Origin of the sequence: Shewanella fidelis ATCC BAA-318, assembly GCF_000518605.1 — a bacterium.
In the GTDB taxonomy this organism is placed as follows: Bacteria; Pseudomonadota; Gammaproteobacteria; order Enterobacterales; family Shewanellaceae; genus Shewanella; species Shewanella fidelis.
This window is the reverse complement of record NZ_JADX01000017.1, coordinates 164,425-184,372: the sequence shown is the minus strand read 5'-3', so window position 1 is coordinate 184,372 and position 19,948 is coordinate 164,425. Positions and strand designations below refer to the sequence as shown.

Here is a 19,948-nt window from a genome sequence, read left to right as displayed (position 1 = left end):
CTTTTTATTTTTTTACCTTCAATAAGTTAGTAAGTGTAGATGACCTTTGACATTGCAGGTCTTTGTGACTCTGTCGCATTACCAGCAAATATCGCCTCTAAACGATAACCTTTACCAATTTTAGCTGCCACATCTATAGGGATTTTAAACCTCACTTTCTGCGTTTTCCCAGCTGGCATAACGGTTTCACGAATAGCTTGTGTGAACATCATCTCATTCGACCATGCCCAAACCTTATTCGCTTGAGGATCAAACAACCAAAGATCTGCAGTCATACCTGATCTAAACATTAAAGGCACGCCATAAGACTGAACATTAGTATATTGTAGAGTCACATTGGCCTTATCACTAACGAGCAACTCGGCATCAAATAAAGCTGGCTGCATCGCACTATCCTTTGTCTTTGCTCTATTGTCTAAACTTTCGCTGATATGAACTTTATCCGAACCAGCCACAACCACAGGTTGTAATATAGGTTTAACCGTTTGTTGCGGCTGCGATTGTTGTGCAACTTTCGCTGGCTGCAGCGTCGCGGGCTCTGTAATGGTCTCACTAACTTGCTGACCAGAACATCCAATAACACTTAACCCGATTATAGGAAATAAAGCTTTAGCTAACATTTATAGCCCTCCGAACTTTTTGAATAGGCTATCTTTTAGCTTATTGGTTTCTTCCTTTAACTTAGAGTCTAATAGTGCCTTAGTATCAAGGGAAAACTTAGGCTCTGTCATAGTGCCTTTGATTGCAAAAGGAATTTCCACGCCATAAAGCGCGTCTCGTTGATCGCCACCTTGACCCTCTAGTGAGCCGACAACTGAAGTTGTTAATTTATAGTCTAGCGCTTGATTAATAATATTGGCGGTACCAGCGCCTTTTAAACGTATGAGTGGTGATGACATATCAAGATCTGGGTTTGATACCACACCTTTAGCAATATTGAATGAGCCAGTCATGCTGGTAAAGTCAGTTTTCTGTACCGTAGCTCCCGCACCAGAAGACATATCACCGCTCAACTTAGCCTTAGCCTGCCTAATCATTTGTGGGATATTTACCCCATGAATAGCACCGTCAGCAATCTCAAACTGACCGTTTGCTACTAAGTTTTTCTTTAAGTTGTCAGGTAAAAGGCTCTTGCCCTTACCTGCGACTTTAAAGTTGGCAGTACCATCTAACATATCAACTTCAGCCATATCAATTAATAGCGCCCGAATATCAACATTTGATAACCGCTTATCGAATTGATATTGAGCAACCTTGTTACGCCCATCTATTTTTGCCGAAGCGGCAATTTTACCACCATATAGATCAGCCGATAGCTGCTTCATATTGGCAACACCACCTTGCATCACTAACTGCATCACCCAATTCTGAGTACGTAGATTTGCCACTTTTACTGATTTAACCCGAACATCAACATCGAGGTTAACTGATTTCATCGCAGTCAAATCGGGTTCAACAGCATTCGCAGAGCTTTGTGTCTGTTGAGGTTTATCAGTTGCATTTTTTGACTCAGCAGGCAACAGCGCATCAAGATCTACGTCGCCAACCTCAAGTTTCGCCACAATGTTAGGCACTTTTTTACCATAAGCGACATCCAGTGAGCCTGAAGCATTAATATTTGCCGCACTAAAACTGCTTAATACTAAGTTCATCGTTTGCTTATCTAAAGCAACAACTACTGAAGTATTCAAATCGGCTTGTAGTTGACCATTAGGTAGGCTCGCCCCCTTGAGCTGATTTTTCACGACAAACTCATTGATGGTAACTGTGTTCAAATCTTGCGCAATCTTAATTTGACCTTGCCCTTGACTCATTAACTCCATATCAGGGAGTACAGCCGAAAACTCATATTTAAGAGCAGCAAATTGGCCTAATTGAAAACGCCCTAAAGTTAGCTCTTTCAACGCGAATACTTGTTCAGTCGCACTTTGATGATCGATATTAGTGATTTTAGTATTAGTGATCGCAATACCACCGATATCAAGCTTAGCGAGAGATGCATTAGACGAGCCTGAATCTTCTACTGGCGAACTTGTTTGATTGTTTGCAGTTTGCTTATCGCCTAAACCATCAAAACTGTTACGACCATCTTTTTGAGTTTCAAGCGTCAACGTTAAGCCATCAAGGTTTAACTGAGAGATTTCAACCTCTTTTTTAAATAAAGGCATTAATGCAACTTCGGCAACCACTTGATTAACTGCGATCATTGAAGCATTTTCAAACCCACTTGGGTTCGATAAACTGATATCGCCAAGCTCTATCCCTAAGCTTGGAAAAAATGTCCAAGACAGATCACTGCCTATCTTCAGCTCTCTACCGGTTTCTTGCTTTACCAGATCAACAATTTGCGGCTTAAAGTCGTTTGGATCAAAAATCACGGTGACATAAACCACCACTGCAAGGAACAATCCTAAAACTGTTATTAAAAACCATTTTAAAAATTTCATCGTAGATCCCATCTATTATTACGAGTCCAATGTTATAAATCTAACATGCTTATATCTAAACTTTCATTACAAACAGCGACGCCATTAGCATCAGCATAAATAAAAGAGTGCGGTGAAATAATGACGCCAAATATTTCGACTGCGATATTTATCTCACCCACGCCCTTTTTCTCAGTCTTAATCGGGTTAACACCTATTGCTTTAACACCTAAATCTATGGTTTTTAGGGTTGATACGTCTCTAACACAGCCATAAATAACCACGCCTCGCCATCCATTTTTAGCTGCGTTTTCAGCAATCATATCGCCAAGTAAGGCGCAATCCATCACGCCTTGGCCATCGACAACCAGTACTTTGCCAGTGCCATCTTGCGCTAAGACTTCTTTAACTTTTGAGTTATCTCGGTAACATTTAACGGTGACAACTTCTCCCCAAAAGCACTCTTTACCACCATAAGAGCTAAACATAGGTGCCAATAAGGTCAGTTTCTCAGGATAGGTATCAAATAAATCTGGTAACAGGTCTAACATCATAGCCTCCATGCATATAGTAGAATTTTCTCTAGCCTGACAGTTTACGGCGATAAACCCAAGGTATAAACCTGTAATTTACCGATTATTTATACACTATGGACTTTTACAGCACTAAAATACAAACTATAATATTCTACAAGGTATAAACACAAAATTTCCTTCCGTAGACCGTAGGTAAAAATGAATAATAATCTTGATTTAGAAAGTGCCATCGCAGCACTTGACCAATATGGTTATGATAAAAAGCATTCAAGCGATTTAGAGCAAGCTCGCAATAAAGCACAAATGATGAAATACATCGACTCGCTCGATTTTAATTTACGCCGACTGCTTATTTTACAAGAAGCAGTGAATGAACTCGTTGAGAATGAAAAAAGATTATTAGCTCAACATGAAAACATTCAAACCTATAAGACTAAGATTATAAATCTGTCTCGTCAGTTCAATATCTCTTATGATGAAGTACTGCAAATTATGAAGCAGCAAGAGAATAGCTAACTTATTAAATAGCTAGAGATTGAACGAAAATTGTAAAGCCATTACTCAATACAAATAAACTTGTAGATACGAGTTAAGTTGTAACAATAGCTTTCATTAAGATCATTTCAATATCAAGGAAGCGCAACTGACTAAGTTAACCAATAACTTCTAGATACCAGTTCAACTCAAGGTCTCTCAAGCCTACGGAAGGGCTTTCTATAATTGATATAAAATATCCGTATCACCATGACCCACTTCAACTGCTAACAGTCTTTGTTATTATTGAACCGCATAAAGTTCTAATCGTTACGACATTATTTACCTTGCTTAATCGTCCATTTAGTACTTGTTTACAGCTAATAAACAAAGGCTATATGTATACAATAGGCCATATAGTTATGGATTAATGATATTCATTAGCGCCTATATTCATGACCTTGTATCGAGACAACATACAAGGCCATATGGTTAAAACAAGCTTATCCGGTACTTTGCTATACGAACACAAAACTAGTTTGCTAATTGTCAATCAGTTCTTAGATTTGAGATGCTTTACTCGCTTTATACTTGCGCTTTTTGGTGAGTTTTAGCCTTAATGCCAATAACAAAGCAAATAACAAAATATAAATGCTTGGCTCTATCAGCTCCGACTTCACCGACCAGTAAAAATGAACAACACCCAGCACAGCAATTAAGTAAACGGCGTTATGTAACTTTTGCCAGCTGCGGCCCATTTTGCGGCGAATACTGTTAAATGAGGTGAATGCTAACCCTGTTAATAAAAGATATGCAGTCGCACCAACTAGAATATATGGACGTTTCACCACCTCTTCAAAAAACAGTGACCATGCAAATAATAAGTCTAAGCTAAAAAAAGCCAATACATGTAAACTTGCATAAGCAAAAACATAGAGGCCGACTAAGCGCCTAGTTTGTAATAACATTCCTTGCTTTGACCACTTAGCGAGTGGCGAAATAGCCAAGGTGGCAACTAGGGCATTCAATGCCCCTATTCCAGTGTAATGAATGATATATTGCACAGGGTCACCACCTGCATTATCGCTCATCACTTTTAATACCAAATAAGCTATTGGTAGTGCGCCAATTAAATGAAACACCACTTTAAGCCAAAATAAAGAACGACGCGTTAGCCTCATAAAAATACCTAGATTACAATTGAGCGGTAAACAGTTAAATGACTTCTAACTTGTTTTAAAAGCATAGAAATCAATAATATTTACGTAAATCTATCCCCTTATAGAGATCAGCAACAAACTCGGCATAACCATTAAAAGGCAGCGTAGGGATCCGTTTTGCTGAAAACAATCCACCCTCAGCGATACGTCGTTCAGAAGCTTGCGACCACCTAGGGTGATCCACCTCAGGATTAACGTTAGCGTAAAAACCATATTCATTCGGCGCAAGTTGATTCCAAGAAGTCGGAGGCTGCTTTTCTGTTAATCTTATCCGCACAATAGATTTGATACTCTTAAAGCCATATTTCCAAGGCACGACTAGGCGAATTGGCGCACCGTTTTGCGGTGGCAAAGTTTTACCGTATAAACCGACAGACATAAAAGTTAAATCGTTCATTGCTTCTGCCAAGGTTAAGCCTTCGACATAGGGATAATTAATTCCGCCACCAAGGTAACGGTTTCGTTGCCCGGGCATCTGCTCTGGATCGAACAGTGTTTCAAAAGCCACATATTTGGCTCTGCTATTAACCCCAACTTTTTTAAGTAAACTCGCGAGTGAAAAACCTACCCAGGGGATCACCATAGACCAAGCCTCTACGCATCTAAAATTATAAGCGCGTTCCTCTAATGGAAATAACTTGAGCAAGTCGTCGTAATCTAGAGTTATGGGAGAATCCACCTCACCATCAATCACTAGCTTCCAAGGCTCGACTTTTAGTTGCTGGGCATTTTCAGCAGGATCGGTTTTGCTAGTACCAAATTCATAGAAATTATTGTGAGAGATAATTTTCGACTCAGGTGTCAAAGCGCCATATAACAGATGGTCATACTGTGCTTGCTTAGTAAAAGGCAAAGCCTTAGTTAAAAAAGCCGATTTTTGTTCATCTGTTGAGAACAGATCAAATACACCAGCATTGGCATGGGAAGATAACAATGCACCTGCACCAATAAAGCCCATTTGTTTTAAAATACGCCTTCTGTCTTGGTAAACCTCCTCTGGCGTAATGTCTTTACTGGTATATTTATCCCAGGCAGCAGTTTTTTTTATATTCATTTGGCCGCTCCATCCTTATTTTAATACTTACCACTTACTCATCAGACCGACAAAGTCGAAGAAAGGTTTCACACTCGCTTAAATTACATTTTGTTAACAGCTGACTATGTCTGCAGCACTTATCTAATAATTCATCTGCTTATGCTTGCAGTGTTTAAATCGCCATGCCACTCTACTGTTTCATTCATCATGTTAAGAGCCTTCTCACATGCCTTTAGAGCTTGATTTCTCAACCGCCCAAATTGTTATCATTATCGCCATATCGTTTCTCGCGATGTTAATTGGTGCATTATTCAACCAACGTAAAACCCGCACTAAATGGGAATACGTTAGAAGTCAGCTAATGGATGAAATGGAACAAACAAAGCTAGAGTTAAACAGCGAAATTTTAGAGCTTAAAGAAACCATAAACCAAAAAGAGCTGACGATTGATCAATATCAGGACAAACTAGAGTTTCGACTAGAGCAATTAGGCAAGTCACAAGCTCAAGCTGAACGTGTACATGAATTAGAACAAACTTTAGCTGACAATCAACGTAAGCAGATGGAACTCCAATTGGCATTGTCTAAATCTAATGCAATGCAACAAACCTTAACTGCCAGTTTTGATGCAAAAGAACAAGCATTGAATGATAAAATTCAATTGCTGGAAGACTCAGAGGTTCGCTTAAATGCGCAGTTTGAAAATTTAGCGACCAAAATATTCGAGGCAAGAAGCGAAAAACTACAGAGCCAAAACAACCAACAACTTGACAGTGTCTTAGCCCCTTTTAAGCAGCAACTAGAAGGGTTTAGAGCGCAGGTCCAAGCTTCTTACTCTCACGAACAAACTCAACGTAGTGCACTCAAACATCAATTAGACTCATTAACTGAGCTTAATTTAAAAATGAGTCAAGACGCTGTAAACCTTACTAAAGCACTAAAGGGTGATAATAAACAACAAGGCAATTGGGGTGAAGTTATCCTAGAGCGAGTGTTACAAGAAAGTGGTTTACGTGAAGGCCATGAGTATGACACTCAAGCCGATCTAAAAAGTGATAACGGTAAGCGCTTTAAACCCGATGTCATTGTGCATTTGCCCGAAAATAAAGACGTGGTCATTGATGCAAAAATGTCACTGATTGCCTACGAGCGATACTTTAATAGTGACGATGACGAAGTACGTGCTCAAGCAATTAAAGAGCACATTATTTCAGTTCGCTCTCATATCAAAGGGCTAAGTCAAAAAGACTATCAAAAGCTACATGGGTTAAAGAGCCTCGACTACGTACTGATGTTCATTCCGCTTGAACCAGCATTTTTACTAGCACTTGAACACGATCCAAGCTTAGTTAATTACGCGCTTGAAAGTAACATTATGTTAGTTAGCCCAACCAATCTATTGGTAGCACTGCGCACAATCAATAATATTTGGCGCTATGAGTATCAGAATCAAAACGCCCAAATGATCGCCAAGCAAGCCGGAAAAATCTACGACAAGCTGTGTGGCTATTTAGACGACATGGATAAGTTGGGGCGCGCACTTGAGTCAGCTGACAAAAACTTTACCAGCGCAATGAACAAGTTATCTACCGGCAAAGGTAACGTCATCCGCCAAGCCCATCAAATGCAGCAGCTAGGTGTACAAACCAGTAAAAAAGTTGATGCCCAACTTCTGGATAAAGCACTAAGCTTATCTGATGATGATATTCATCAAGATTAAGCCAACGCAGACAGCGTAAGGCAGTTATAAGGATATTTAAGAGGATTGTTGTAAATGCACAAGCAGCTAAGTCGCATTTTAATAGGGATGCTAACTCTAAGTATATCATGGTCAGTTGCAGCGTCATCATTAACTGATGAGCAACAACTTTACCTCGATGCTCGTAGCAAACTAAAAAAACAACACCTGAGTCAATATCAAGTAATGCGTAACAAACTTGATGACTATCCATTGGCGATTTATTTAGATTTTCATAACGATATAAACGACATTCTCAAGCTTCCCGGCGATAAGGCTTTAGCTGCGCTAAAGCCTTTTGTTGGTAGCCCATTGTATAATACCGGCCGTTATCGTTATCTAAAGCGCAGTGGCAGTCAAAAGCGTTGGCAAGACTTTCTCAGTGTCAGCCCCAATCAACCTAATAATGTCGTGTTGCAATGCTATTACTACCGCGCCCAACTCCAAAAAGGTGACAGTAAACTAGCCTATGAGGGAGCTGAAAAACTGTGGCTACATGGGCGCTCTCGGCCTAAAGAGTGTGATCCGTTATTTAGACAATGGCAAAAAGCAGGGCTTAGAACTCAAGAGTTGATTTGGTCACGTATGTTGCTCAGTTTTGAGCAAGGTCAATACGGATTACTGTCCTACCTTTCCAGACAACTTACAACTAATAAAGACGATGCTAAACGCTTATTAGCCGTTTACAAAGATCCCCGTAGCTTACGCCATAAATCTAAATTTAGCGGTAGCGCAAAAATCAACGCGACCATTGTTGATTTAGGCTTAAGAAAACTGGCTAAAAAAGATCTTAAGCAAGCTGTTAAGTTATTTTCCGCTTACCAAAAAGCAGATCGATTCAGTGACTATCAAGGTCGAAAATTAAACCGTTATTTAGTAAGAAGAACCTTGATTTATCAAGTGATAGAATTGCAAAGCTATGCTGATACCATTTTACCCTTACTTGATAGTGATGATCTTGTCGAAATGCGTCTGCGCTGGGCGCTACGAGACAATGATAAGCACAGCTTTGCTAAGTTTTTACCACAATTAAGCCAGCAAAAACAAAATACTGCACGCTGGAAGTATTGGCGTGCACAAGTGCTTGCAAGGGAAAACAGTCAACAAAGTCAGCAACAATCGCAACGACTATTTGACGAGCTGCGCCTAGAACGCAATTTTTATGGGTACCTCGCAGCAGAAAAACTCAACAAACCATTTCAATTACAAGATCACGCCAGTGAGAGTAAACCAGAACTAAAAGCCAAGCTATTTGAAGATAAAGGGTTAGCGCGAGTGCGTGAGCTACTTGCGATTGATAAACAGTCAGATGCCCGAGCCGAATGGGTGATGTTATTAAAACGCCATGATAAAACCATGCAGACTGAATATGGTGTCTACGCTGTATCGCAGAATTGGCATAGTTTAGGGGTGCAAGCAAGTATACAAGCCAAACTTTGGAATGACATGCAGATGCGCTTCCCTTACGCAGCGCAAGCAGCTTTTACGCAGGCAAGTAAAAAGTATGCTGTTAATATTGATGAAATTCGTGCGATATCGAGACGCGAAAGTGCCTATTACCCCAATGCAACCTCTGGTGTCGGTGCGCGGGGCTATATGCAACTTATGCCTGCTACAGCAAAACAGACCGCCAAAAAAGCAAAGCTGCCCTATCGCGGCATTAAAAGCCTGTATGATGAAAAGCTCAACATTGCATTAGGTAGCGCCTACTACGGCAGCTTACTTAAGCAGTTTGATCAAAATAGAGTGCTAGCAACCGCTTCGTATAATGCTGGACCGCATCGAATTAACAGCTGGTTAAAACGAAGTGATGGCAAGCTTGATGCCATTAGCTTTATTGAATCAATACCCTACAGAGAAACTCGAGAATATGTGCAAGCGGTATTTAGCTACAAAGTCATTTATCAAGTAAGGCAAGGCAAACAGGCTGAACTGCTTTCAGCCAAAGAGCTTAATTTTAATTACTAACTTTAAAATAGATACATGTCCGGCTGCTAGTATATAACAGCCGGACAATGGGTATCCCCGCCCCACCCTAGCGTTACTATAGCCAAATAACGGTATCTAGCTAACGATAAGTCTATTGGCATTAAGCCATTTTCACTAACAAAAGCTGCAAAGTGTTCTACTGTTATAACTAGTTATTTCATGAGCAATACAAGGAAGCTAACAATGACTAGCTCTCAAGGTAAAGGTGGCTGCCCGGTTATGCACGGGGCAAATACCAACCAACAAAGTAAGCAAAATCAGTGGTGGCCGAAATCACTTAACCTCGAAATTTTACATCAACATGATAGCAAGACCTCGCCCCTGCCAAAGGATTTTAACTATAAACAAGCTTTCAATAATTTAGATCTCGCCGCAGTAAAACAAGATTTAAAAGACTTAATGACCCAATCACAATCATGGTGGCCCGCTGACTGGGGTCATTATGGTGGTTTAATGATCCGTTTAGCTTGGCACTCTGCAGGCACATACAGAATAGCAGACGGTCGAGGTGGAGCGAGCCGAGGTAGTCAGCGGTTTGCGCCGCTTAATAGCTGGCCAGATAACGGCAATTTAGATAAAGCTCGCAGGCTACTGTGGCCAATAAAAAAACGCTATGGTGACGCACTTTCTTGGGCAGATCTGATCATCTTAGCCGGCAATATGGCCTATGAATCCATGGGACTAAAAATGTTTGGCTTTGCTGGCGGTCGAGAAGATGTTTGGACACCAGAAATTGACACATATTGGGGAGCTGAAAAAGAGTGGCTAGCCACCAGCGATAAAGAAAATAGCCGATACTCTGGCGAGCGAGATCTCGATAATCCTTTAGCCGCCGTCATGATGGGACTAATTTATGTTAATCCTGAAGGCGTCGATGGCAAACCAGACCCTATCAAGACCGCCCATGATGTAAGGATCACCTTTGCCAGAATGGCTATGAACGATGAAGAAACCGTTGCATTGACGGCTGGCGGCCATACTGTTGGTAAGTGCCACGGTAACGGTGACGCGAGTCAACTTGGCCCAGAACCAGAAGCTGGAGAACTTGAAGATCAAGGGTTTGGCTGGCTCAATAAACAGCAGCGAGGCATTGGCTCAGACGCCATCACTAGTGGGCTAGAAGGCCCATGGACCACTAACCCAACCCAATGGGACAACGGTTATTTTCACTTACTCTTAAATTACGATTGGTGGATCCAGAAAAGTCCGGCAGGTGCTTGGCAATGGCAACCAGTCAATATCAAACCTGAAGATATGCCAGTTGACGCTGAAGATCCCAATAAGCGCTGCACGCCTATCATGACCGATGCAGATATGGCAATGAAGTTTGATCCAGAATATCGTAAAATTGCTGAACGATTTTACCAAGACCCAAGCTATTTCGCCGAGGTCTTTACCCGAGCATGGTTCAAGCTAACCCATAGGGATCTTGGGCCTAAAACCCGTTACCTTGGCGCAGATGTTCCAGCAGAAGAGCTGATCTGGCAAGATCCTATTCCCCACAATCCTAACCGACTCGACTTATCTGAACTGTCCCAGTTAAAACAAGCTATTTTAGCCAGTGACATTAGCCCTTCCGAGTATATTGTAACGGCTTGGGATAGCGCGCGAACCTATCGAGGCTCAGATCGCCGTGGTGGCGCTAATGGTGCACGAATACAGCTTGCACCGCAAAATAACTGGCAAGGAAATGAGCCTGAGCAACTGCACAAAGTTATTAGTGCACTAAAAAGCATACAACAGCAGTTAAACTCATCAATTTCACTGGCCGATCTCATTGTATTGGCCGGCAATACCGCCATTGAGCAGGCTGCCAAGTTAGGCGGATTTAATATCGAAGTCCCCTTTGCTCAAGGTCGAGGAGATGCCACTCAAGCAAATACTGACGAGCACTCTTTTGATGTATTGGAGCCGCTACATGATGGCTTTAGAAACTGGTTGAAAGCCGATTATCATGTTACAGCCGAAGAACTACTGTTAGAACGCAGCCAATTAATGCAATTAACCGCTGCAGAAATGACAGTATTAATAGGCGGAATGCGAGTTTTAGGTACCAATTATGCTGGCAGCAAACATGGTGTATTCACCGACAACATTGGGGTACTGACTAATGACTTTTTCGTCAATCTCACCGATATGAACTACAGCTGGCAGCCTATAAGCAATAATCTTTACCATATCGTTAACCGAGATAACGGTGAACTGCAATGGAGCGCAACCCGAGTCGATTTAGTCTTAGGGTCTAACGCAATACTGCGCTCATACTGTGAACATTATGCGCAAGACACCAACAAAGAAAAGTTTATCCATGACTTTGTTAGTGCATGGGTAAAAGTCATGAATGCTGACCGCTTTGATTTGGAGTAATTTAAGATAATGACACAAGGCTACAGTAACATTATTGATTGCTGTAGCCTTTCGTTACTCACGTTAAACTTACTTTATCTCGCTCATTTAGGACTTAACTAACGCTAGTTTTAAGCCTATTAGCAATCACTAAAAATAATCTAACCGATAACCTAGGCAATAAAAGGCCGCTAAACCACTGGAAAGCGAGTGCATTTTACACCATAGTAGTTAACACACTGCTTGAATAAAAATAACAACACTGGGTGTGTATGAAAAACTTCAGTATTAATCACTTGCTCAAACAGCTAGAAACGGTGTTAATCGGCAAACCTCAACAGATTAAACTTGCTCTTAGCTGCATTTTAGCTCGCGGCCACTTACTCATCGAAGACCTACCCGGAATGGGTAAAACCAGCCTATCCCATGGGTTAGCGCATTGTTTAGGACTCAGTTACCAGCGAGTACAGTTTACCAGTGATATGCTACCCGCAGATATTCTTGGCGTATCCATTTTTAATAAGTCAGACGCCCAATTTAACTTCCATCCAGGCCCTATTTTTAACCAAATGATTCTGGCTGACGAAATCAATCGGGCCAGTCCCAAAACTCAAAGCGCGCTGTTAGAAGCGATGGCTGAGCAACAGATCACCGTCGATGGTCAAACCTACGCATTACCCCAACCCTTTTTTGTGATTGCAACGCAGAACCCAACCGAGCAATCGGGAACCTTCCCGCTACCAGAGTCACAGCTCGATAGGTTTATGATGCGAATTTCAATTGGTTATCCCGCTGCTGATGCAGAATTGGCCATGCTGAAAAATCAACAGAATACAGAGTTCAGTCAATTAGAGGAGTGTTTATCGGTATCGTCACTACAAGCGATACAAGAGCAAGTGGCTCAAGTCAGCGCCTCAGACTCGCTACTCAAATATATTCTTGCGCTGGTCAATACTTCAAGAACACTAGAGCAGTCTGCTGGTTTATCTCCCCGAGCAAGCATCGCTATTTTACAAGCAGCAAAAGCTTGGGCTTTCATCAATGAGCGCAGTTATATCGTTCCAGAAGATGTACAAACTATCTTCCCTCATGTAGCAGAACACAGAATAAGGCAACACTCTCAGCAACAAGGCGAGGTATTATCCGATAAGATTTTGAGCCAAGTTAACCCCATTCTGTAAGGTTCAAACAGTTGATTTTGGCAACTTAAGCCGTAGACATCTATTAATAAACAATTGAGATTTATGCAAAAACACGGCGATAAACTTACTAGGCAAACTCTTACCGTAGGCTGGAACAAGTGGCTATCTAGGCGTTTACCTGCGAGCAAGCAGGTCACATTAAGCCATAAAAGTATCTTTATTTTACCTTCAGGCTTTGGCCTAGCCTGGCTGGTATTAGTCGTTTTGCTGTTTTTGTTAGGCACAAACTATCAAAATAACCTGATTATGGCACTGAGTTTACTGCTCCTAAGCGTATTCAATACCTGCATCATCTACAGCTATAAAAACCTGTCAGGGTTAACCCTAACCAGTAAACAACAGACCGGTTATTTTGCCGGCAGTCCTATCTATTATCCGATTCAACTATCTAGCAAGCAGCAAGCCGTTGAGATCCAATGTCAGTTTAAAGGGCAGCCCCTACACACACTTAAAACCGTGACGGCACAAGCATCACAACTGTTAGTCACAGTTAATAACCCTCATCGTGGCGTTAATCGCCCGGGGCGACTGAAGATTGAAAGCCGTTATCCATTAGGCTTATGTCGCGCATGGTCACAAGTTGATTTAGATTTATCGCAACTGGTGTTTGCTAAACCGATTAATGATCCCAATCCAATCAGGTTTATTTCAAAGCCCGGTGACGATCCACAAACTAGCGGTAAATATGTCACTGGGGTTGATGAGTTTAAAGGCTTAAAGGAATACCAAACAGGTGAACCATTAAAGCAAATAGCGTGGAAACAATGGGCACAAGGCCGAGGCATGTTAACCAAAGAGTTTGAGCAACCACAAGGTTCACCTATGTGGCTGACATTAGACGAAAACAGCCATGATATTGAATTAGCATTAAGTCATCTAGCTTGGCAAACAGAGCAATTGACAGCCCATAATCAGGTTTTTGGACTCACACTTTCAGGGCATTCAATTCCACCAAACCATGGGCAAAAACACCGAATGCAGGTGCAAACTCAACTAGCGCTTTTCCCTCGAAAAACTCTACTAAAGGCGCATCAATAATGAGTGGTGAACAACAAAATATCTCACGCCATACCTTAATGTGGTTGCTGATCACTAACATTGCTATTTTGTCACCGCTATACCAACAGATAACCCTTTGGACTTTAGCTATTTGCGCTATTTGTATTTTCTGGCGGATTGGCATCTATTTGGGCAAAGTGGCTAAACCGCCAAAATGGCTAGTGACAGCCCTCGCCATCGCCTCAGCGGCAACACTGGCAATGATTGCCAAGCAGATTGGCATTCTCAATGCCATGGTTAATTTACTGATCCTTGGCTACGCACTAAAGTACATAGAGATGCGTAACCGACGAGACGTTCAGGCTGTCGTACTTGTGGGTTACTTCCTAATTGCATTTACTTTTATTCATCATCAAAGCCTACTATCAACTTTGCACTTACTAATAGTGACTATCATCAATAGCTGCGTGCTTATTAGCCTATTCCATGACAAAGCCAATTTTATTAACACAGCTAAACTAGGCAGTAAAATTTTGCTGCAAAGCCTACCACTGGCGCTGATCTTATTTTTAGTCTTGCCCCGGCTCGCGCCCCTGTGGATGGTTCCACCACAAAATAAAGCGCAAACAGGACTCTCAGATAGTGTTCGTTTTGGTGATATAAATGAATTAACTCGCTCAAGCGCCCTTGCCTTTCGCGCAACATTCTCTGGCGCAGCACCAACTAATGAGCAACTTTATTGGCGCGCCATCGTCATGGAAGACTACGATGGCAAAAGCTGGCAGCAAAACCCGCGGATCAGTAGTCAACAAGCAATCGAACCACAAACAGCCAATATGACACCAGCTGCAACTGTGAATCATTTACCAGCATTAAATAGTAGAACACTGCGCCAATTTGACTATAGCATCATTGCAGAGCCTAGCTATCAAAGATGGCTGTTTGGTTTAGATGTGGCAAATACACAAGAACGTGACATTAGATTATTAGCGGACTTTAGTCTTTTAGCTGATAGGCCTATCGAGCAAAAGCGCTTATATCAAGTCAGCAGCCTTGAACACATAATGGAGCCAAAAATAAGCCGCGAGGTTGCCAGTACTAACCTTGCACTACCGCAAACTAGTAACCCTAAAACCCGCGCATTAGCCCAACGTTTTGCCCTAGAGTACGCAGAGCCTAAGGCCAGGCTCAACGCCATGATGGCTTATTTTACAGAACAGCCTTACTACTATACTTTACGGCCACCTAAAGTAGGTGAGCAGCAAATTGACGACTTTTTAATAACCAATAAAGCGGGTTTTTGCGTACATTACGCCAGTGCCTTTGCCTTTATGGCACGCGTGACAGGGATCCCTGCCCGACTGGTCACCGGCTATCAAGGTGGTGAACTTAATTCAACAGCGGGTTACTACAGTATTTATCAATACATGGCCCATGCTTGGGTTGAAGTATGGCTTGCAGATGAAGGTTGGGTTCGCTTTGATCCTACGGCCATGATAGCGCCTGAGCGTGTAGAGCAAGGATTTGATGCTTTTTTTGATCCACAAACAAGCTATTTAATCGATAACCCATTTAGTAGTTTAGCCCTGCGTGATAACCCGTTTTTGAATAATGTTAGAATGCGCTTAGCCAGTGTCGATTACTTTTGGAGCACTTGGGTACTCGGCTTTAATGAACAAAAACAGCAACGTGTACTTAAAGAGATCCTAGGGAATGTTACTCAGACTAAGGTCATCATATTCATCATCATTAGCTTAACCGTAATAGGTTTGGCGATTGCCTATAGCGCGGGCATTATCCAATTTAGTCGTTCGACCGATAAACATCTAAACGCCTATTACACTGTGTGCAACATGCTTGCTAAGCGCGGCTTAGCAAGAGCACATCATGAAGGACCGCAAGCCTATAACCTTAGAGTCAGCCAAAGCTTCCCGAGTATAGATGCTGACTTCACTAAATTAACCCAATACTTTATTGCATTAAAATATCAAAATATGGACGCCAAACGAGTAAAACGTTTTTCTCGATTATTAATCAAGCAATCAAGGTGGTTAAAAATCAAGATCTTGAAACAGAGATTGGCACTTAATAACGCAACAACATAAAATAGCGTGAATAGAGTTATCCTATTAAAAATGGGTTGTTTTTTGGCTAGCCAACTTTAAACACAAACTGTTTAAAAGACCCACAACAGTCCATCGATATTACTGCATGCTTGTTAAAGGACCGCCATGTTATATCTAGTGCAATCAAACCAAATGGAAGCCTTATCTGCGCTGTTAGCAAACGAGCTTCGAACGCCGCTGCCTAACACGCCTCTGCTTATGCCAGAACATATTTTGGTGCAAAGCCCCGGCATGTCCACTTGGTTGCGTTTAGAAATTGCCAAGCAAAATAACATCGCCGCAGGCCTTGAGTTTCCTCTTCCATCAAGCTTTATTTGGCAGCTTTGCCACACATTACTTGAGGATGTGCCAAAAGAGAACGCGTTTACTAAAGCGGCCATGACATGGAAATTAATGGAGTTACTGCCTAGCCTGATTGACCATGAAGATTTTTTACCGCTAGCCAATTATCTTAATAATGGTAACCCTGAGACTGAATTAACTACTGAGCTTGAAGACAGCCCTGAGCGTACAGACAGCCCTGAGCGTACAGACAGCCCTGAGTGTACAGACAGCCCTGAGCGTGCAGACAGCCCTGAGCATACCGATAGCTCTGAGTATACAGATAGCCCGGAACCAACTAACACCGCAGAAACAGCACATAACCCACTAAAGCTATACCAGCTATGCGGCCAAATCGCCGATATTTTTGACCAATATCTAGTGTACCGTCCTGACTGGATAAACGCGTGGGAAGCATTGGAGCCGACCTTGCCACCGAAAGGCGATAAGCTCAGCCCTGCTCAAGCTTGGCAACCAATACTGTGGCGAGCGTTAATCGACTTTAACGCTAATACACTGCAAAAAAGCCAATATCATCGTGCCAACCTACATCAGGCACTATTTGATGCGTTAGACGACCCAAACACCAACTTAGATGCTTTGCCAAGGCGTCTATTCGTATTTGGCATTTCCTCTATGGCACCACAAACACTTGAGGTGTTGCACTATCTCGCTAAACGTATCGACGTAATCATGCTCAATTTAAGCCCATGCCAGCACTATTGGGGAGATATTGTTGATCCACGCTTGCGAGCGCGTATGGCACTGCAGTATGCCGATAAAAACAAGCTCGAGTTGGAATGGGAAGACAAGCTTGAAGTGGGTAATCCGCTACTGGCAAATAACGGCAAAATGGGCCGTGAACTGCTCGACTTATTACTCGAGTTACCAGAAGAACACACCGCATTTAATTTCGATTGCTACCAAGAACCTATACCCAGCAATATGCTTAGCGGTGTGCAATACGACATTTTGCAGCTCAGTACTCGCGGCCAAAGCCTAGGCCCAGATGCGGGTCTCTATCTAAGCTTAGAGGGCCGACGTGTCATCTCCGCCAATGATAACTCTATAACCCTAAGAAGCTGTCATAGCCCGCTGCGTGAAGTCGAGACCTTACACGACCACTTGCTGGAAATGCTGTCACAAGTAAATCCAGATGGGACAGCTCAATTTGCGCCAAAAGATATCGTGATCATGATGCCTGATGTTGCCGCATATGCGCCCTATATTGATGCCGTATTTGGTGCGAAACAGGGTAACCACTATATCCCTTACGCTATTGCCGATCGCGGCGCAGCTCAAGAGTCACCTCTGATATCCAGCTTTTTGCAGCTGCTAAAAATCAATCAAAGTCGTTTTGGACTCACTGATATTCTCAGTATTCTCGAAGTCCCTGCCGTATTGCGGCGCTTTGAACTCGATGATGACAGCCTTACGGTGATTAAACGCTGGTTAGATCAAGCTGGTGTGCGTTGGGGACGCGATGAAAATAGCCGCAGCGAATATCAATTGCCCGCCTTTGAACAAAACTCATGGGCCTTTGGCATTAAAAGGCTGATTTTAGGTTACAGCTTTAGCGATAATGCGCCTATTTATCAGCATAGTTTGGCTGTCAACGGCATTGAAGGCCAAACAGCCCAAGCTCTAGGAAAACTTCTCGATTTTATTGAAGCACTCGATAGTGTGCAGCAAGCATTGGCACAGGTGTCTGAGCTTGATCAACGTATGGCGCAACTTGAAAGCATACTTGATGACTTTTATGAAGTCGACGATGATGAACGGGTGCAGCAGCAAGAGATCCGTGACGCGATTGCCAAGCTTCATCTAGAGCTGACCGAAGCCGGCCACAGCACACCATTAACAATCGAAGTGTTGCAAAACTGGTTCAATAGCCGTTTGTCTGAGTCTCGAGTTGGTCAGCGCTACCTTGCGGGTAGTGTTAACTTTTGTACCTTAATGCCAATGCGCTCTATTCCCTTTAAACTGGTTTGCTTACTGGGGATGAATGATGGTGTATACCCAAGGGTTCAACATCCAGTCGGCTTCGATCTTGTCGCTCAAATGGGGCCGCGCAAAGGTGACCGTTCCCGCAGACTTGACGATAGATATCTATTTTTAGAAGCGATTTTATCCGCTCGTGAGCAGCTTTATATCAGTTATATCGGTAATAGTGAGCGAGATGACTCTGAGCGTATACCATCAATGTTGGTGTCTGAACTTATTGAATATTGTCAGCTGGTTTATTTGCCAGAGGCTCTTGAGCAGCACTTAGATGAACCACAAATTGCACCTAGCTTAATCGATACCATTGAGCAGCAGATCCGCCAACAGCTAATCATTAAGCAACCATTACAACCTTTTGATGGCAGGCTTTATCAAGCGCAACTTGATGGCGCAAACTCAACTAAGATCCAGCAAAGCTACGCAGCCCAGTGGTGTCCGACAGCGACAAACACAGATATAAATGTGACAGCCAATAAACACTACAAAGGCTTTATTGATGCTAACACGCAAGTATTACCCTTTATTGATGAGGGCGCTAGCGCAGCAACAGGCGCTGACACACCAAATGTCGAAGAGTTGGAAGTTTCGGCACTGATCCGCTTTTATCGAAACCCGGCCCAGTACTTCTTTAATCGTAGTTTAAAAGTTGATTTGAGCTTATCGATTCAGGCAGATGATAACGATGAACCATTTAGTTTGAATGCGCTTGAGCGCTATAAACTCCAAGCGGTGTTGCTCGATAGCGCCATTAGTAGCGGCGAAGAAAAGCCTAACCTTGAACTCCTTGAGCGTCTCAAAGCACAAGGTAATTTGCCACTAAAACCATTTGACGACTTGCTACTCAACCAGTATCTACATGATATTAAGCCACTGATCGGCCGCAGTTTATACCTAAAAGGCGACGCATCTCATTCAATTGATATTGAGCTAAACTTTGACGAGCTCGCGCTCAAACTTGTCGGCCGGATTGATGATATAAGCGCTAAAGGCTTAGTTAATTATCGTCCCGGTACTGCTAATGGCCGCGATTTGATCCGCGTTTACTTACGTCATTTATGCTTATGTGCCATGAAAAATGATGACAGTGGCTCAAAACCAAGTATGCCAATGACCAGTTATCTATTAGATATTGGTCATTTTCATGCTTTCGCATCGATTAGCGCTGTTCAAGCTAGAAATCAACTAACGCAATGGCTCAATTTTTTTCAGCAAGGGCAAGTTCACCCTATTATGTTTATGCCACGTACAGCCCTAGCCTATGTTGAGGCTGAAGGATCGCACTGGCAAAAACTGATAGCGGCACAAACTCAGTGGCTTGATGAGCAAAGCCAATTAGGTGAAGGGCTCGAACCTCATTTTCAGCGTCTGTTTACCTTCCCCGATGACTTCACCGAAGATAAATTTGCCAGTATCGCCAATCAATTATTAGCACCACTGCTAAGCCTTTACCACAAAGACAAGCTCAGTGAGCTCGCCAGTTTTGTCGAAGCAGGCATTAATGCACAAGGCGAGGTGAAGTAATGAGTCAACC

Annotated in this window: 13 protein-coding genes; 8 read left to right on the top strand and 5 right to left on the bottom strand. The window is 42.5% G+C overall.

The genetic code is table 11. From position 1 onward, the window contains the following. Positions 1 to 26: 26 nt before the first annotated feature. From L884_RS0108995 to L884_RS0108985, 3 genes are read right to left on the bottom strand one after another with little or no spacing between them, the layout of a single operon-like run. Entirely contained in the window at positions 27 to 620 is a 594-nt protein-coding gene (locus L884_RS0108995) for a BsuPI-related putative proteinase inhibitor (RefSeq protein WP_028767188.1), read from the bottom strand. Beyond that, positions 621 to 2,447: an AsmA family protein gene (locus L884_RS0108990; protein WP_028767187.1), complete on the bottom strand. Its 1,827-nt coding sequence runs from the start codon at positions 2,445 to 2,447 to the stop codon at positions 621 to 623. Between the two features lie 32 nt (positions 2,448 to 2,479). After that, on the bottom strand, positions 2,480 to 2,977 hold the full coding sequence (locus tag L884_RS0108985; RefSeq protein WP_028767186.1) for a putative 4-hydroxy-4-methyl-2-oxoglutarate aldolase: 498 nt from the start codon (positions 2,975 to 2,977) through the stop codon (positions 2,480 to 2,482). A gap of 183 nt (positions 2,978 to 3,160) precedes the next feature. Here L884_RS0108985 and L884_RS0108980 point away from each other — a divergent pair, with 183 nt between their 5' ends. Further along, a complete protein-coding gene (locus L884_RS0108980; RefSeq protein ID WP_028767185.1) occupies positions 3,161 to 3,478 on the top strand; it encodes a hypothetical protein in 318 nt (105 codons plus the stop codon). Positions 3,479 to 3,996: 518 nt separating this feature from the next. Here the strand turns inward: L884_RS0108980 and msrQ are convergent. Both msrQ and msrP read right to left on the bottom strand, forming a co-directional pair. Beyond that, the gene (gene msrQ / locus L884_RS0108975) at positions 3,997 to 4,617 is read right to left on the bottom strand and encodes a protein-methionine-sulfoxide reductase heme-binding subunit MsrQ (RefSeq protein ID WP_028767184.1); all 621 of its coding nucleotides are present in this window, start codon (positions 4,615 to 4,617) and stop codon (positions 3,997 to 3,999) included. A 70-nt stretch (positions 4,618 to 4,687) separates the two neighbouring features. Continuing rightward, positions 4,688 to 5,710, bottom strand: a complete 1,023-nt coding sequence (gene msrP, locus L884_RS0108970) for a protein-methionine-sulfoxide reductase catalytic subunit MsrP (protein WP_051435590.1) — start codon at positions 5,708 to 5,710, stop codon at positions 4,688 to 4,690. A gap of 208 nt (positions 5,711 to 5,918) precedes the next feature. Here msrP and rmuC point away from each other — a divergent pair, with 208 nt between their 5' ends. The 7 genes from rmuC to recC all read left to right on the top strand — a co-directional run bounded on the left by rmuC (position 5,919) and on the right by recC (position 19,938). Further along, positions 5,919 to 7,412 (top strand): DNA recombination protein RmuC, encoded by a 1,494-nt coding sequence (rmuC, locus tag L884_RS0108965; RefSeq protein WP_028767182.1) that lies wholly within the window; start codon positions 5,919 to 5,921, stop codon positions 7,410 to 7,412. A 54-nt stretch (positions 7,413 to 7,466) separates the two neighbouring features. Beyond that, the gene (locus L884_RS0108960; RefSeq protein WP_028767181.1) at positions 7,467 to 9,398 is read left to right on the top strand and encodes a transglycosylase SLT domain-containing protein; all 1,932 of its coding nucleotides are present in this window, start codon (positions 7,467 to 7,469) and stop codon (positions 9,396 to 9,398) included. A gap of 204 nt (positions 9,399 to 9,602) precedes the next feature. After that, positions 9,603 to 11,786, top strand: coding sequence for a catalase/peroxidase HPI (gene katG, locus L884_RS0108955; RefSeq protein WP_028767180.1), 2,184 nt, complete (start codon positions 9,603 to 9,605; stop codon positions 11,784 to 11,786). Between the two features lie 251 nt (positions 11,787 to 12,037). Then, positions 12,038 to 12,946 carry an AAA family ATPase gene (locus L884_RS0108950; protein WP_028767179.1) on the top strand — a complete coding sequence of 303 codons (909 nt, stop codon included), beginning with the start codon at positions 12,038 to 12,040 and terminating at the stop codon, positions 12,944 to 12,946. A 63-nt stretch (positions 12,947 to 13,009) separates the two neighbouring features. Beyond that, positions 13,010 to 14,005, top strand: a complete 996-nt coding sequence (locus L884_RS0108945; RefSeq protein WP_028767178.1) for a DUF58 domain-containing protein — start codon at positions 13,010 to 13,012, stop codon at positions 14,003 to 14,005. Next, complete coding sequence (locus tag L884_RS0108940; protein ID WP_028767177.1) at positions 14,005 to 16,071, top strand: transglutaminase TgpA family protein; 2,067 nt, start codon at positions 14,005 to 14,007, stop codon at positions 16,069 to 16,071. The genes L884_RS0108945 and L884_RS0108940 overlap by 1 nt, the downstream gene beginning before the upstream one ends. Before the next feature lie 126 nt (positions 16,072 to 16,197). Continuing rightward, on the top strand, positions 16,198 to 19,938 hold the full coding sequence (gene recC / locus L884_RS0108935) for an exodeoxyribonuclease V subunit gamma (RefSeq protein WP_028767176.1): 3,741 nt from the start codon (positions 16,198 to 16,200) through the stop codon (positions 19,936 to 19,938). Positions 19,939 to 19,948 lie beyond the last annotated feature (10 nt).